The sequence below is a fragment of the Arthrobacter sp. CP30 genome (genome assembly GCF_053470025.1).
The window spans coordinates 87,494-101,858 of sequence record NZ_JBQEMM010000009.1 but is presented as its reverse complement, the minus strand read 5'-3'; the positions used below and the strand labels follow the sequence as shown (position 1 = coordinate 101,858).

The following is a 14,365-nucleotide window of genomic DNA, read 5'->3' as shown; positions in this document are numbered from 1 at the left end:
ATGTCACCCATGATCCTCGACGCCGCCGGTCCGCCGGTCCTCATCGCCTGCTCGCACGGGACGGACAACGCGCAGGGGCGCCGCGAGATCGATGCCGTCCGCGCCGGCATCTCCGCCCTCCGACCGGACCTCGACGTCGTCGAGGCCTACGTGGACGTGCAGGAGCCCGACCTCGTGGACGTCATCGCCGCGCTCCCCGAGGGGCGGTCCACCGTCATCGTCCCCCTGCTCCTCTCGGTCGGCTACCACGTGAAGGTGGACATCGCGCGGGCGGCCGCCGGCAGGCCGGGAACGGTCTCCGCCCTGCCGCTGGGCCCGGATCCTCGCCTGGCCCGGGCCCTGCAGGAGCGGCTCGCCGACGCGGGGGTGCCCGACGATGCCGCCGTGGTCCTCGCTGCCGCCGGATCCTCGGATGCCTGCGCGGCGGAGGACGTGGGCGAGGTGCTCGCGGTCCTCGCCGGCCTCCGGACCGGGCCCGTGAGCGCCGGTTTCGGGTCGAAGGCCTCGCCGTCCGTCCCGGCGGCGGTCGCCGCGTTCCGCTCGGCCGGGTGGGAGCGCGTGGCGCTCGCCTCCTACCTCCTGGCTCCCGGATACTTCCACGACCAGCTGGCCCGGGCACAGGCCGACGTCGTCACCGCTCCCCTGCTGCCCAGTTCCCTCGTCGCCGAGCTCGCGGTGGCGCGGTACGACGACGCCGTCGCGCACCTCCCCGGTCCGGTCCGCGCGACGACGCCCTGTCCGCGTCCCTGCCGCGCGCTGGTCTCGACCTGCGTGCGCAGCGCAGCGCTGCAGACCGCCTGACACCCCGGAGCCGACCTTCGCTCCCCGGGCACGGGCATGTCCGAGGAATCAGCGCCGGCATCAGCCACACCACCCCGCCCTCCTTCCCGCGTCGGCCACCACCTGACACAGTGTTGGGATGAACCTCGACATCGCCGCGTTCCGTGCGCACTTCCCCGCCCTGCTCACCGGCATCGCCTTCTTCGACGGGCCGGGCGGAACGCAGGCCCCCGCGGCCGTGGGAGCGGCGATGGCCGGGGCCATCACCGGGCCGCTGTCCAACCGCGGCTCCGGCGTGCTCTCGGAGACCAACGCCGACGCAGCGGTCGGCGGATTCCGGCAGGCGATGGCCGACCTGCTCGGCGCCCATCCCCGCGGTGTCGTCTACGGGCGGAGCGCCACGCAGCTCGCCTACGACTTCTCCCGCCACCTCGCCAAGTCCTGGGGGCCCGGTGACGAGGTCGTCGTGTCGCGCCTGGACCATGACTCGAACATCCGCCCCTGGCTGCAGGCCGCCGAGGCGGTCGGCGCCACCGTACGGTGGATCGAGTTCGATCCGGGGACCACGGAGATCGACGAAGCGTCCGTCGCAGCCGCGATCACCGGGCGCACCAGGCTCGTGGCCGTCACCGCCGCGTCGAACCTCCTCGGCACCAAACCGCCGCTGCGCCGCATCGCGGATGCCGCGCACGCGGTCGGCGCCCTGGTCTATGTCGACGGCGTGCACTACACCGCTCATGCCGCGGTCGATGTGCAGGAGCTGGGAGCCGACTTCTTCGCCTGTTCGCCCTACAAGTTCCTCGGGCCGCACTGCGGGGTCCTGGTGGCCGACCCGGAACTGCTGGAGTCGCTGCAGCCGGACAAGCTGCTACCTTCCACGAACGAGGTGCCCGAGCGGTTCGAGTTCGGCACCCTCCCGTACGAGATCATGGCCGGGGTCACGGCCACCGTCGATTTCCTCGCCGCGATCGCGCCGGGCACGGCGACCGGGCGCCGCGCGCGCCTCCTCGCCTCCGCCCAGGTGCTCGACGCGCACGAACTCACGCTGCGGCACCGCCTGGAGGCAGGGCTGGCCGAGCTCGGCGAGGCCGTCACGCTGCACAGCCGGGCACGGGAGCGGACACCGACGCTGCTGGTGACCTTCCCGGGACGGTCCTCCGCCGACGCCTACCGGTATCTCGCGGATCGCGACGTCCTCGCACCGGCAGGGTCCTTCTACGCCTACGAGGCCTTCCGCCGGCTGGATCTCGAGGACAGCGCCGCGCTGCGCATCGGCGTGGCTCCCTACAACGACGACGACGACGTCGACCGCCTCCTGGCCGGGCTCGGCGCCTTCGTCGCTAAGTAGCCTCAAATGCCGCAGGTGCCGCGGCGGCCCAGGCCCATCATCCCTTCCCGTGACCATTGAAGGATCCGACCATCGTGAAGCGTCCACTCCCCCTTGCAGCCCTGTCCCTGACCGCCCTGATCACCCTCTCCGCCTGCGGTTCCTCCTCCGGCGGAGACATGGAGGGGATGGACATGGCCCAGGAGAGTTCCGCCGCCCCCACCGCCGGGTCCGGCGCCGGGGCTTCGTCGGGCGCCCCTGACGAGGCCCCGGCCGAGCACAACGACGCGGACGTCCTGTTCGCGCAGATGATGATCCCGCATCACCGGCAGGCGGTGGAGATGAGCGGGATGATCCTCGCCAAGGACGGCCTCGAGCCGCAGGTCACCGGGCTGGCGACCACGATCAGGAACGCCCAGGACCCCGAGATCGAGACGATGACGGGTTGGCTCGGGGCCTGGGGCGAGCCGTTGGAACCCGAGGACGCCATGGAAGGCCACGACATGGGTGACATGGGTGGCTCGGGGGCCATGAACGGCGTGATGAGCGAGGACCGGATGGCCGAGCTCGCTTCAGCTGACGGTCCCGACGCGTCACGCCTCTTCCTCGAGTCCATGACGGCCCATCATGAGGGCGCGATCGGGATGGCGCAGGACCAGCTCGACGACGGCCGGTACCCCGAGGCTCTCGAACTCGCAGCGACCATCGTGGAGACCTAGCAGGCCGAGATCGACGCGATGGAGCAGGTGCTCGCCGCCCTGTAGTCCGCTGGGCGGCGCCGGTCGTGGCGAGGGCGACGACTGCCGTGGCCTGGCCCGCAGCAGCACCGACCCTGTCCTGCGTCGCCGGTACGCCGGCCGACTCGGGACCGAGAGCAGCAGGTCGGTCCATCCCGGGCAGCAGATGTGCGGTGGCCCCTCCGTGCCCGCCTGCGCACGGGTGGTGTGGCGCTGCTAGGCGACCGGTTCGAGGGACAGGCGCTCCTGCACCGTCGCGGCGAGGTCCTCCGCGATGCGCTGCGCGGTGTCCGTGTCCGCGGCCTCGACCATGACACGCACCACCGGCTCCGTGCCGGAGGGTCGCAGCAGGACGCGTCCCGTCTCCCCCAGCACCGCTTCGGCCTCGCGCACCGCGTCCTGGACGCCCTCGTCGGAGCCGGCCGCCGTCCGGTCCACGCCCCTGACGTTGATGAGCACCTGCGGGAGCTTGGTCATGACGGCGGCGAGTTCCTTGAGCGTCTTGCCCGTACCGGCCATCCGCGCCGCGAGCTGGAGGCCCGTGAGGACGCCGTCGCCCGTCGTCGCATACTCGGCGAAGATCACGTGGCCGGACTGTTCACCGCCGAGGCTGTAGCCGCCGTCGCGCATCCCCTCGAGGACGTAACGGTCCCCGACGCCGGTCTCCTTCAGGGTGATGCCGGCCTCGCGCAGCGCGATCTTGAGGCCCAGGTTGCTCATGACCGTGGCGACGAGGGTGTCGTCGCGGAGCTTCCCGGCGTCCCGCATGGCCAGCGCCATCACGGCCATGATCTCGTCGCCGTCCACGATGCTCCCCTCGTGGTCGACCGCGAGGCAGCGGTCGGCGTCGCCGTCGTGGGCGATCCCGAGGTCTGCGCCGTGCTCGAGGACGGCGGCCTGCAGCTTCTCGAGGTGGGTGGAGCCGTAGCCGTCGTTGATGTTCACGCCGTCGGGATCCGCGCCGATGACCACGATCTCGGCGCCCGCGTTGCGGAACACCTCGGGCGAGCAGCCGCTCGCAGCACCGTGGGCACAGTCCAGCACCACGGTCAGTCCGTCGAGGCGGTGCGGGAGGGTCTGGAGGAGGTGCACCACGTAGCGGTCCTCGGCGTCGGCGAACCGCTGGATGCGTCCTACGTCGCCGGCGACGGGGCGACGGTTCTCGTTGGCCATCTCCGCCTCGATGGCGTCCTCGAGCGCGTCACTGAGCTTCTTGCCGCCACGGGCCAGGAACTTGATGCCGTTGTCCGGCGCGGGATTGTGGGAAGCGGAGATCATGACGCCGAAATCGGCGTCCAGGTCCGCGACGAGGAACGCGGCGGCCGGTGTGGGGAGGACCCCGGCGTCGTACACGTCGACGCCGGAACTCGCGAGGCCGGCCTCGACGGCGGCCGCGATGAATTCACCGCTGATGCGGGGGTCACGCGCGATCACCGCGGTGGGCCGGCGACCGCCGTCGACCACGTTGTGCCCGAGGACGACCGCGGCGGCCTGTGCCAGCTGCAGGGACAGTTCGGCGGTGATCAGGCCGTTGGCCAGACCTCGCACGCCATCGGTGCCGAATAACTTGCTCATCGTTGATCATCCTAAGTGAGGAACTCGAGACCGCTCAGGTGGGCCTCCATCAGGTTAAAGCACGATGCCCGCCCGGAAGGCCCGGACGGGCATCGAAATGCGGTGAAAAAATCAGCGCTTGGAGTACTGGGGCGCCTTGCGGGCCTTCTTGAGACCGGCCTTCTTGCGCTCGATGACGCGGGCGTCACGAGTCAGGAAGCCTGCCTTCTTGAGGGCGGGGCGGTTGTTCTCGCGGTCGATCTCGTTCAGCGTGCGAGCGACACCGAGACGCAGCGCACCGGCCTGGCCCGAGGGGCCGCCACCGTGGATGCGGGCGATGACGTCGTACGCGCCGTCGAGCTCGAGGAGCTTGAAGGGATCGTTGACTTCCTGCTGGTGCAGCTTGTTCGGGAAGTAGTCGGCGAGCTCGCGCCCGTTGACGATCCACTTGCCGGTGCCGGGGACGAGGCGCACGCGGGCGACTGCTTCCTTGCGGCGTCCAACGGCTCCGCCGCCGACGGTCAGGGCGGGGCGCTCCTTGATGGCGGTCTCGCTGCCTTCGGTGGACTCTGAGGTGTAGCTCGTGAGCTCCTCAGTCGGTTCGTTCAGCTCTTCAGTGTTCTGAGCCACGGTTCTCCTTGAAGTGATTTCTTAGTGTTGGTGGCCAGGACTACTGGGCGACCTGGGTGATTTCGTACGTGGTGGGCTGCTGCGCAGCGTGGGGGTGCTCCGCGCCGCGGTAGACCTTCAGCTTGCCGATCTGCTGAGCGGCGAGCGAGTTCTTGGGAAGCATGCCGCGGATGGCCTTCTCGACCGCGCGCTCCGGGTTCTTGTCCAGGAGCTCGACGTAGCTGGTCGACTTCAGGCCGCCCGGGTAACCCGAGTGGCGGTAGGCGCGCTTCTGCTCGAGCTTGGAGCCGGTGAGGGCCACCTTCTCGGCATTGATGATGATGACGAAGTCGCCCATGTCCATGTGGGGGGCGAACGTCGCCTTGTGCTTTCCGCGCAGCAGGATGGCTGTCTGGCTGGCGAGGCGGCCGAGCACAACGTCGGTTGCATCGATTACGTGCCACTGGCGGGAGATATCGCCTGGCTTCGGGGTGTACGTACGCACGGTTATGGCCTTCGTTTCTATTTCGGTGTCGCCCACATCCACGGAGTGCTCCGTGCCCGAGGGCTCAGCTTATTCATGCGCTACCGGAACTTCAGGTGAGGGCTGAAATACGACCAGTCATCCCGTAAAACTCGGCTCCGCCCCCGGGCCAGGTGGTTCTGCAACTGAACCGCTCCGGAGGGCGCAGACGTATCGAGCAGGGATACGCACAACGACTACCAAGATTAGCGTGCCCCGCTCCCATAGGCAAAACAGCGGGTGCGTCTGCCCTACCCGCCGGTCCTACAAGGCGGGAGGCGGTGGGCTTCACTGCCGCGCGCGGCCGCAAGGAGCCGGACGACGATGCTTGGGCAGCGCGAGCGCAGGTTCTGCTCAGGAGCAGTACAGCTTTGCGAAGGTTCACTCAGGATCAGGGCAGATCCGGTTTCTGCCGGCATCGCGTTGCTACTTTTCTGGCAGTGCTGGCGCTGGGCCAGCCGCACCGTCCCCCTCAGGAGTCCCCCATGTTCCTCGTCTCAAATACCCGCATGCACCTCCTCCCCCGTCTGGTCCGCAAGGAAGACGGCGCCACCGCCGTCGAGTACGGCATCATGGTTGCGCTCATCGCCGTCGTCATCATCACCGCTGTCACCCTCCTCGGTGGCGGTTTGCAGACATCCTTCACCAAAGCCCAGTGCGCGATCACTGGTAAGACTCTCGTCGCTGCAACGGACACTACCCCCGCGTCCTGCTCGGTGTGATGCTCCGTGAAGGTGCCCGGAGCCACCAAATTCTGGGCACCTTCAGCACAGGAAGATAGGCGCATGCGAAGCGAAAGAGGAGCGGCAGCCGTAGAAATGGCGCTACTCCTACCGGTCCTCATCCTTCTCCTCCTCGGAGTCATGGAGTTCGGTCGTGCATACAACACCCAGATACTCATGACCAACGCAGCGAGGGAAGGGGCGCGGGTGATGTCTATCTCGAAGGACCCCGCCCTCGCTCGTTCAGCCGCCATCGATGCAGCGTCGACGCTGAATCCGAAACTTGTGGCATCGAATATCGCCATCGCTTCAATCGGCCAGACAACGACCAATCTCTGTCCGTCGGGCAGCACGGCGACCGTCACCATCAGCTACCAGTTGACGAGCATGACACGAATCGCCGGCCCCTTTGCCATGACCGGCAAGGCGGCAATGCTGTGCGGCGGCTAGGACGTCCGATTCAATACCGGATTCGGTCCGGTGAGCGAGGTGCAGTCAGTGTCATCGTCGCCCTGCTCATGGTCGTGTTACTCGGTTTCGCTGCCCTGGCCATAGACGTCGCGATGATCGCCTCGGAGAAAGCGCAGTTGCAGAATGGGGCAGACGCCGCCGCGTACGCCGTGGCACAGAAGTGCGCAGTGAATCAGTCGGATACGGCGTGCACTACGACGTCGAGCCTCGCATCCAGCTTCGCCAATCAGAATGCCCTGGATGCCCGCAGCAACGTCAAGCAGATCGTCCTCGACAGAACGGCGCGCAAAGTCTCGGTGACCGCTGGGGCGCTCCAGGATGGCCAGGCCCCCAATCGACTCTCGCTCCTGTTCGCAAACGTGCTGGGCATCAGTTCGAGCGAGGTGACCGCGACCTCGAGCGCTATCTGGGGCAGCCCCACCAAAGGGACTGCTCCGTTCCCCCTCGCGTTCTCCATCTGCCAGGTGCAGGGCCAGGTCAACGGATCGCTCCAGCTCCTGCAGGCTCACGGAGACAACGCGAATCCTGACTGCAACTATGGACCCTCGGGCGCCGCTGTCCCCGGCGGTTTCGGTTGGCTCACGCAATCATCCGGCCAATGCGGGGCATTCGTGGACATCGCAGTGCAATTGGGCGGCAGCGACACCGGCAATGACGGACCGAGCAACTGCAATTCGGTGATGAACGGGTGGGCGGCGGACATCTCTGCCGGTAGGCCCGTGACACTCCTCCTGCCGGTGTTCGATCAGGTGACTGGGACGGGCAGCGGGGCGCAGTACCACCTCGTGTACTTTGCCGCCTACGAGGTGAAGGGGTGGGCCTTCAGCGGCAACAACAGCCTGCCGAAGACCTTCAACACCTCCGTGACCAACGGGTCAGTGACCAAGAGCTGCAACGGCAATTGCCGCGGCATCATCGGGTCCTTCATCAAGTACGTCTCCCTTGCGGACGGTTACACCCTCGGACCCGTGTCCAACGGCGGGGTCACCATCGTCCGCCCCGTGCTCTAGAACCTTCCAGGGAAGAACCACCATGAAATCCCGTCTCCTCGCCGGCGTCGCAGCCGTCGTCCTCGCGCTCGTCGGAGCCATGCTGCTGTACGGCTACGCGCAGGGCGCCGAAGCACGCGCCGTCGAGGGTCTCGATCCGCTGCCCGTTCTTGTCGTAGCGACCGAGATTCCCGCCGGTACGCCGACCGCCGAACTGATGCCTTTCCTGACCACGGAGAGCCTGCCCGCCACAGCCGTCAGCGCGACCGCCCTGAAAGACCTCGACGCGTCTGCGGGCAAAGTCACCTCGGTGGTCCTCATGCCCGGTGAACAGGTGCTTGCCGAGCGGCTCGTTGACCCTGACGACGCGGCGATCACAGGCAGCGTCGCCGTGCCCGACGGCCTGCAGGAAGTCTCGTTCACGATCGAGCCGGACCGGGCGGTCGGCGGAAAGATCACGCCGGGCGACACCGTCGGCATCTTTGTCTCGCTGGAGAGCGGCGGCCTCGAGGAGACCCCGGACGTCCCCACCACGAAGCTCGCCCTGCACAAGATCCTCGTCACCTCCGTTCAGCGTGCCCCTACTGCCGCCGCCGTCGACCCGGCTGCCGATCCCGAAGCACAGGCGCGAGCTGAAGCGGAAGCCCTGCCGAGCGGTTCGCTCATGCTTACGGTCGCGGTGGACACCGCCCAGGCGACCAAGATCGTCCACGCGAACCAGAACGCCACCCTGTGGCTGAGCAAGGAATCCGACACCACGATCGAGGGCGACTCCCCGATCGTCGAGAACAAGGAACTGTACCGATGAGCCGATTCGTCCTGATCACTCCGAGCTCCGACTTCGAGCAGAAGGTCCGCCTCGCGATTGCCGGCGGGCTGCAGGGGCACGTGAAGAGCCTGCCCGCGAGCGTCCTGGGGGGCGACACCGACGCCGTGCTCGAACAGCTGGCGATCGAGCTCCCGGAGGTCCTGGTCTTCGGGCCCGGCGTCGCCATCGAGGATGCCCTACGTCTGGCCATTATCGTGGACGTGACTTTCCCCGCGATCAGCGTGGTGCTCGTCCACGACGATCACCCGGATATTGCCCTCCAGGCCATGAGGGCCGGCGTTCGCGACATCCTGAGCCCCCTTGCCGACGTGCCGAGTATCCGTGCGCAGCTCGAACGCGCCTGCCATGCCTTCGCGACCCGCCAGCGCTCCACGCAGCAGCTGCCGATCGAGAAGCAGACCGGCCTCGTCATCGGGGTCTTCTCGCCGAAGGGTGGCGTCGGTAAGACGACCATCGCCACGAATCTCGCGGTCGGTCTCGGCAAGCTGGCACCCATGAGCGTCGTCATCGTGGACCTCGACCTCCAGTTCGGCGATGTGGCGACCGGCCTGTACCTCAACCCGGAGTACTCGGTACTGGATGCCGTCTCCGGAGCCGCCACGCAGGACACCATGGTGCTGAAAGCCTTCCTCACAGCCCATCCCTCCGGCATCTACGCCCTGTGCGGTCCACGCAACCCGGCCGACGCCGACCGCATCTCCTCCGAGCAGATCACGCGACTCATTCAGCAGCTCGCGCTCGAGTTCCGCTACGTGGTCGTCGATACCGGCCCCGGGTTGACGGAGCCGAGCCTTGCGGCCCTGGAACAGTGCACCGATGCCGTGTGGGTCACCGGCATGGATGTGCCGAGCGTCCGCGGCCTGCGTTCCGGACTCGATGTCCTGAGCAAGCTCAATCTTCTTCCCGAGACGCGTCATGTGGTCCTCAATTTCGCCGACACGAAGACGGGGCTGTCCGTCCAGGACATCGAAGCGACCCTCGCCGCGCCCGTCGACGTGTCCATCCCCCGGTCCCGCGCCCTCACTCTGGCGACGAACCGCGGCGTCCCACTCCTGCAGGACAAGGTACGCGACCCCGCCACCAAGAGCCTGAACGACCTCGTCCAGCGATTCGATCACGCCTGGCGCGCGGCTTCGCAGCGCAAAGCGCACCGCCGGGTCGTGGTCCGGTGAAGCTTTCCGCCCGCATCCAGGCGGCCGGCCTCTCCCCTGCCGTGTCCGCAGTACAAGCCGTGGGAGCTGTCGAGACGCTCGAGGAGGCCCGTCCAGCCACCCTCGCTCCCGCCGTCGCACGGGAGCCGGCCGACAAGCCGGGCACAGCGAGGCTGGATGTCTTCGCAGGCCTCAAGCAACGTGCGGCATCCGCTCTCTTCGAACGCATGGGCGTCCGCGCCAGCGACACCTCGATCAGCGAGGACGATCTCAAAGCCGTTGCCCGTGAGGAACTGAGCCAGATCATCGACGCCGAGCAGGTGCCGCTGAGCCCCGACGAGCGCCGCCGCCTCATCCAGGATGTGGCCGACGACGTCCTCGGCTTCGGCCCGCTACAGCGCCTCCTCGACGACGCGACGGTCACCGAGATCATGGTGAACCGCATGGACCAGATCTATGTGGAGCAGAAGGGTCGGCTGACCCTGAGCGAATCGCGCTTCAGTTCCGAGGAGCACCTCCGCCGTGTCATCGAGCGCATCGTCTCCAAGGTGGGCCGCCGCATCGACGAATCCTCGCCGTTCGTCGACGCTCGGCTCGAGGACGGCTCGCGTGTCAACGCGGTGATCCCTCCACTGGCCGTCAACGGATCCTCCCTGACCATCAGGAAGTTCAGCAAGGTCCCTCTCACCGTCCAGAATCTGATCGACTTCGGGACCCTGACGCCCGAGATGGCCGAGCTCCTGGACGCGTGCGTGAAGGCGAAGCTCAACATCATCGTCTCCGGCGGTACGGGTACTGGAAAGACCACACTTCTCAATGTGCTGTCGTCCTTCCTGCCAGGGGACGAACGGATTGTCACCATCGAGGACGCCGTGGAGCTGCAGATCCAGCAGCAGCACGTGGTGCGTTTGGAGAGCCGCCCGCCGAACACCGAGGGCAAGGGGGCCGTCACCATCCGCGACCTCGTGCGTAACTCGCTCCGCATGCGACCTGACCGGATCGTCATCGGGGAGGTCCGCGGCGGGGAGTCCCTCGACATGCTGCAGGCGATGAACACCGGTCATGATGGCTCACTCTCGACCGTCCACTCCAACTCCCCCAGGGACGCCGTCGCGCGGTTGGAGACCCTCGTCCTCATGGCCGGGATGGATCTGCCGCTGCGTGCTATCCGCGAACAGATTGCCTCCGCGGTCCATCTGGTCGTGCAGATCTCCCGCCTCCGTGACGGCAGCCGCCGCATCACGCACGTCACCGAGGTACAGGGCATGGAGGGAGACGTCGTCACCCTGCAGGACGCCTTCGTCTTCGACTACTCGGCCGGTGTGGACAGCAAGGGCCGCTTCCTCGGGAAGCCGGTCCCGACCGGTATCCGGCCCCGGTTCATGGAGCGTTTCGAGGACATGGGGATCACCGTCTCTCCCGCGGTCTTCGGGTCCGTCACGACCCTGGGCCGGTGACGGCGTGACCCTCGTCCTCCTGGGCGGCGTCGTGCTCCTGATCGGTTCCGCGGCCCTTATCCTTGTCGCCACGCGCCCCCTGCAGTCTCCCGTCCCGCTCGAGCGCCGGCGGCCGCCTGCCGAAGTGCCTGATTCGCAGCTCTCGCGGTTCGCCGGCGCGGCAGGGCGCGCCATGGACGCCTACCTGAACCGGCACCCGATGCGCTTCCTCGACCGCTCCACGCTGGAGACGGCGGGCGTGAAGCTGAGCCAGGCGGAGGTGTACCTGCTGGTCGCCCTGGCGGGCATCACCGGGCTTTTGCTCGGCTGGGGCCTGGTCGCCCCGGTGGTCGGGGTCCTCGCTCTCCTACTCGCGCCCGCCGCTGGGCACCTGACGGTGTCCTTCCTGACCGGGCGGCGGCGGCGCCGGTTCGACGCGCAGCTGGGCGATACACTGCAGCTCCTGACAGGGGGGCTACGTGCGGGCCACAGCATCCTGCGGGCGATCGACGCGGCGGCGACCGAGGCCGACAATCCGACATCAGAGGAGATGCGCCGCATCGTCGCGGAGACGAGCCTCGGAAAGGATCTGCTCGCGTCGCTGATCGACACCTCGCACAGGATGCAGAGCGAGGACTTCGCCTGGATCGCCCAGGCCATCCAGATCAACCGCGAGGTCGGCGGTGACCTCGCTGAGGTGCTCGACCAGGTAGGCCACACGATCCGCGAGCGCAGCGAGATCAAGGGACACATCAAGGCTCTTGCGGCTGAAGGGAAGTTCTCGGCCTACATCCTGGCGGCGCTGCCGTTCGGGATCGCGCTCATCCTCACGGTCATCAGTCCCGGCTACGTAGATCCGCTCTTCACCAAGCCGCTGGGCTGGGTGATGCTCGGAGGCGCTGCCGTGATGATGACCATCGGTGGGTTGTGGCTCCGTAAGATCATCGACCTGAAGTTCTGAGGGGAACACCATGGAACCGATCCTGCTCGCTTCACTTCTGCTCACCACAACGCCGATCGCCTACTTCACGTGGTCACTTCTTACGTCGGATACCAAGGTTCGCCGCACGGTGCAGCAGAACCTGAGCCAGGGCATGGGGCCAGCAAGTGCCGCCACGGAGCAGGCCAATCCCCTGCTGAAGCTCGGCCGACGGCTCACGCCGGACGCCTACGTCGCGAAGCTCGACCACCTCCTGAGCCTTGCGGGGCGCCCCGTGTCGATGCCCCTGGCGAAGGTGCTGACCGCCAAGCCACTCCTGGGACTCGCAGGAGGCCTCGCGGGCCTGCTCCTCCTGCAATCGAATGCGACCAGGATGTTCATCCTCCTCGCTCTCTTCATCACGGTGCTGGGCTACTTCGTGCCGGATCTCCTGCTCTACAGCAAGGGCCAGGAGCGCCAGAAAGCGATGGCCCTGGAACTCGCGAACACCCTCGACCAGATGCTGATCTCCGTCGAGGCCGGACTCGGTTTCGAGAGTGCGATGCAGCGCGCGGGAGAGACGGGTAAGGGCCCCCTCGCCGAGGAACTGGTCCGGACGCTGCAGGACATGCAGGTGGGGCGCAGCCGCCGGGAGGCCTATCTCGCGATGGCGGAGCGCAGCAACATCCCGGAACTGCGAAGTTTCGTCAAGGCCATCGTGCAGGCCGATGCCTACGGGATCGCCCTCTCCGGGGTGCTCAGGACTCAGGCGAAAGTGATGCGCGTCAAGCGGCGCCAGCGCGCCGAGGAGAAGGCCATGAAGCTGCCGGTGGCGGTCCTGTTCCCCCTGCTGCTGTTCATCTTCCCTGTCCTGTTCATCGTGATCCTGGGGCCTGCCGTGCTGAACGTCATCGACACCTTCGCCGGTCAGTGATGAGCGGCGAAGGTGGGCAGCCGGTCCCGGACCAGCGACTCGTAGCATGCTCAAGCGAAGGCGCAGTTATCGCTCAGTATCAGCGAATGCCCTGCAGATGGTCAGACAGTGGCCGTAGCCTGACGGAGTGCCAATGAACGCCGCCCCGATGGTCCTCCCGATCGTGGACCTCGCCGTCCTCTCCCTCCTCGAGAGCCAGCTCAACGATCCCCGACCCGCGCGCGCCTTCGCCCGCGACTACATCGCCGGCTTCCAGGACAGGTTCCTGCGCCTCACGCGGGCCATCGGCAACCGGGACCTCCCGTCGGCGCTCGACGCCGCCCTCAGCCTGCGCAACTCGTCGGCGATGGTGGGCGCGGCCCGGCTCTCCGCCATGGCCGAGACGTTCGAGCTCGCCGTCGTCTCCGCCGATCTGGACACCGCGCGGCGCACCCTGCCCGCCATCGAACTCTGCGGCCTGGCGACCATCAGCGAACTCGAGGAACGGTACCTCGCCCCCGCCTGACCGCCGACACGGCGATCAGGCGCGGGCGGGCGTCAACCGGTAGCCGACACCGCGGACGGTCTGCAGCCACCGCGGGCTCTTCGGATCCTCCTCGAGCTTCCGCCGCAGGTTACCGACGTGCACCTCGATGGCGCGCTCGTCGGAGTCGCTGATGTAGGTGTCCTCGCCGTAGTAGTCGCCGCGCACCACACGCACCAGGTCGGACTTCGTCCGCACGGCGCCGTTGCTGCGGAGCATCTCGTGGAGGAGGTCGAACTCACTACGGGTGAGGAGCAGGTCCCGCCCGTCGACGACCACGGTCCGCGCCGAGGCATCCAGCGCCAGCCCATTGTGCTGCAGGACCGACGACGGGGCAGCAGAGGCGGCGGCCTGAACAGCTGGGGTGGCAGGGACAACGACGGCGGACGGGGTCTCGGGCACGGCGCGCGGACGGCGGAGCATCGCTGCGATGCGGGCCCGGAGCTCACGCGGCCGGAAGGGCTTCGTCAGGTAGTCGTCGGCCCCGGACTGCAACGCCGTCAGCGTGTCGAGTTCATCACCGCGCGAGGTCAGCATCACCACATAGCAGTTGCTGAAATTGCGGATCCGCCGCAGGACCTCGTACCCGTCGATATCGGGCAGACCGACGTCGACCGTCACCACCGTCGCCTCATGCTGCCGGACCAGGTCCACCCCGGATTTCCCCTCGGGCGCCACATGGACGTCGAACCCCGATTGCCGCAGGACCGCGCTCACGAGATTCCGTACGTCGGCATCGTCCTCGATGACCACCGCCACTCCCGGATCACTCACGCGGCGCCCCCCGTCTGACCTGCGCTGAGGCTCTGTCGACTCGTCATGAACCCCATTGTGCCTGCCGTCATCCCCTCTTGGTGTCGG

The 14,365-nt window shown here is 67.6% G+C and carries 16 protein-coding genes and 1 pseudogene; 13 read left to right on the top strand and 4 right to left on the bottom strand.

Annotated features, from left to right (window positions below; translation table 11 throughout):
- The 3 genes from ACTIMO_RS12785 (at window position 1) to ACTIMO_RS12775 (ending at window position 2,826) form a co-directional block, all read left to right on the top strand.
- On the top strand, window positions 1-801 hold the full coding sequence (locus ACTIMO_RS12785) for a sirohydrochlorin chelatase (RefSeq protein WP_448182630.1): 801 nt from the start codon (window positions 1-3) through the stop codon (window positions 799-801).
- Between the two features lie 118 nt (window positions 802-919).
- Window positions 920-2,128: a cysteine desulfurase-like protein gene (locus ACTIMO_RS12780; RefSeq protein ID WP_448182629.1), complete on the top strand. Its 1,209-nt coding sequence runs from the start codon at window positions 920-922 to the stop codon at window positions 2,126-2,128.
- 74 nt (window positions 2,129-2,202) lie between these two features.
- Window positions 2,203-2,826 (top strand): DUF305 domain-containing protein, encoded by a 624-nt coding sequence (locus tag ACTIMO_RS12775; protein WP_448182628.1) that lies wholly within the window; start codon window positions 2,203-2,205, stop codon window positions 2,824-2,826.
- A gap of 234 nt (window positions 2,827-3,060) precedes the next feature.
- Here ACTIMO_RS12775 and glmM read toward each other — a convergent pair whose 3' ends face one another.
- The 3 genes from glmM to rplM all read right to left on the bottom strand — a co-directional run bounded on the left by glmM (window position 3,061) and on the right by rplM (window position 5,512).
- Window positions 3,061-4,419, bottom strand: coding sequence for a phosphoglucosamine mutase (gene glmM, locus ACTIMO_RS12770; RefSeq protein WP_055768158.1), 1,359 nt, complete (start codon window positions 4,417-4,419; stop codon window positions 3,061-3,063).
- Between the two features lie 111 nt (window positions 4,420-4,530).
- A complete protein-coding gene (gene rpsI, locus ACTIMO_RS12765; protein ID WP_448182627.1) occupies window positions 4,531-5,028 on the bottom strand; it encodes a 30S ribosomal protein S9 in 498 nt (165 codons plus the stop codon).
- A gap of 40 nt (window positions 5,029-5,068) precedes the next feature.
- On the bottom strand, window positions 5,069-5,512 hold the full coding sequence (rplM, locus tag ACTIMO_RS12760; RefSeq protein WP_055768152.1) for a 50S ribosomal protein L13: 444 nt from the start codon (window positions 5,510-5,512) through the stop codon (window positions 5,069-5,071).
- Between the two features lie 503 nt (window positions 5,513-6,015).
- On the opposite strand from rplM, the gene ACTIMO_RS12755 reads away from it, so the two are divergent.
- The 10 genes and pseudogenes from ACTIMO_RS12755 to ACTIMO_RS12710 all read left to right on the top strand — a co-directional run bounded on the left by ACTIMO_RS12755 (window position 6,016) and on the right by ACTIMO_RS12710 (window position 13,486).
- A complete protein-coding gene (locus ACTIMO_RS12755; protein ID WP_448182626.1) occupies window positions 6,016-6,252 on the top strand; it encodes a Flp family type IVb pilin in 237 nt (78 codons plus the stop codon).
- 63 nt (window positions 6,253-6,315) lie between these two features.
- Window positions 6,316-6,399: pseudogene (locus tag ACTIMO_RS12750) on the top strand (TadE/TadG family type IV pilus assembly protein); the annotation flags it as partial.
- Between the two features lie 30 nt (window positions 6,400-6,429).
- A complete protein-coding gene (locus tag ACTIMO_RS12745; protein WP_448182683.1) occupies window positions 6,430-6,702 on the top strand; it encodes a hypothetical protein in 273 nt (90 codons plus the stop codon).
- Window positions 6,690-7,733, top strand: a complete 1,044-nt coding sequence (locus ACTIMO_RS12740; RefSeq protein ID WP_448182625.1) for a pilus assembly protein TadG-related protein — start codon at window positions 6,690-6,692, stop codon at window positions 7,731-7,733. The genes ACTIMO_RS12745 and ACTIMO_RS12740 overlap by 13 nt, the downstream gene beginning before the upstream one ends.
- 22 nt (window positions 7,734-7,755) lie before the next feature.
- Window positions 7,756-8,520, top strand: a complete 765-nt coding sequence (gene cpaB / locus ACTIMO_RS12735) for a Flp pilus assembly protein CpaB (protein ID WP_448182624.1) — start codon at window positions 7,756-7,758, stop codon at window positions 8,518-8,520.
- Entirely contained in the window at window positions 8,517-9,713 is a 1,197-nt protein-coding gene (locus ACTIMO_RS12730) for an AAA family ATPase (RefSeq protein ID WP_422390424.1), read from the top strand. Before cpaB ends, ACTIMO_RS12730 begins: the two co-directional genes overlap by 4 nt.
- Entirely contained in the window at window positions 9,710-11,149 is a 1,440-nt protein-coding gene (locus ACTIMO_RS12725; RefSeq protein WP_448182623.1) for a CpaF family protein, read from the top strand. Before ACTIMO_RS12730 ends, ACTIMO_RS12725 begins: the two co-directional genes overlap by 4 nt.
- A gap of 4 nt (window positions 11,150-11,153) precedes the next feature.
- Complete coding sequence (locus ACTIMO_RS12720) at window positions 11,154-12,089, top strand: type II secretion system F family protein (protein ID WP_448182622.1); 936 nt, start codon at window positions 11,154-11,156, stop codon at window positions 12,087-12,089.
- Window positions 12,090-12,099: 10 nt separating this feature from the next.
- Entirely contained in the window at window positions 12,100-12,981 is an 882-nt protein-coding gene (locus ACTIMO_RS12715) for a type II secretion system F family protein (RefSeq protein ID WP_422390427.1), read from the top strand.
- A gap of 133 nt (window positions 12,982-13,114) precedes the next feature.
- Window positions 13,115-13,486, top strand: coding sequence for an Hpt domain-containing protein (locus ACTIMO_RS12710; protein ID WP_448182621.1), 372 nt, complete (start codon window positions 13,115-13,117; stop codon window positions 13,484-13,486).
- 15 nt (window positions 13,487-13,501) lie between these two features.
- Here ACTIMO_RS12710 and ACTIMO_RS12705 read toward each other — a convergent pair whose 3' ends face one another.
- On the bottom strand, window positions 13,502-14,278 hold the full coding sequence (locus tag ACTIMO_RS12705; protein WP_448182620.1) for a response regulator transcription factor: 777 nt from the start codon (window positions 14,276-14,278) through the stop codon (window positions 13,502-13,504).
- Window positions 14,279-14,365: the final 87 nt, after the last annotated feature.

Bases quoted from the DNA above. Each gene is read 5' to 3' on its own strand.
- glmM (WP_055768158.1), bottom strand. From the start codon at position 4,419: ATGAGCAAGTTATTCGGCACCGATGGCGTGCGAGGTCTGGCCAACGGC.
- ACTIMO_RS12710 (WP_448182621.1), top strand. From the start codon at position 13,115: ATGAACGCCGCCCCGATGGTCCTCCCGATCGTGGACCTCGCCGTCCTC.
- ACTIMO_RS12785 (WP_448182630.1), top strand. From the start codon at position 1: ATGTCACCCATGATCCTCGACGCCGCCGGTCCGCCGGTCCTCATCGCC.
- ACTIMO_RS12780 (WP_448182629.1), top strand. From the start codon at position 920: ATGAACCTCGACATCGCCGCGTTCCGTGCGCACTTCCCCGCCCTGCTC.
- ACTIMO_RS12755 (WP_448182626.1), top strand. From the start codon at position 6,016: ATGTTCCTCGTCTCAAATACCCGCATGCACCTCCTCCCCCGTCTGGTC.
- cpaB (WP_448182624.1), top strand. From the start codon at position 7,756: ATGAAATCCCGTCTCCTCGCCGGCGTCGCAGCCGTCGTCCTCGCGCTC.
- ACTIMO_RS12745 (WP_448182683.1), top strand. From the start codon at position 6,430: ATGACCAACGCAGCGAGGGAAGGGGCGCGGGTGATGTCTATCTCGAAG.
- ACTIMO_RS12715 (WP_422390427.1), top strand. From the start codon at position 12,100: ATGGAACCGATCCTGCTCGCTTCACTTCTGCTCACCACAACGCCGATC.
- ACTIMO_RS12730 (WP_422390424.1), top strand. From the start codon at position 8,517: ATGAGCCGATTCGTCCTGATCACTCCGAGCTCCGACTTCGAGCAGAAG.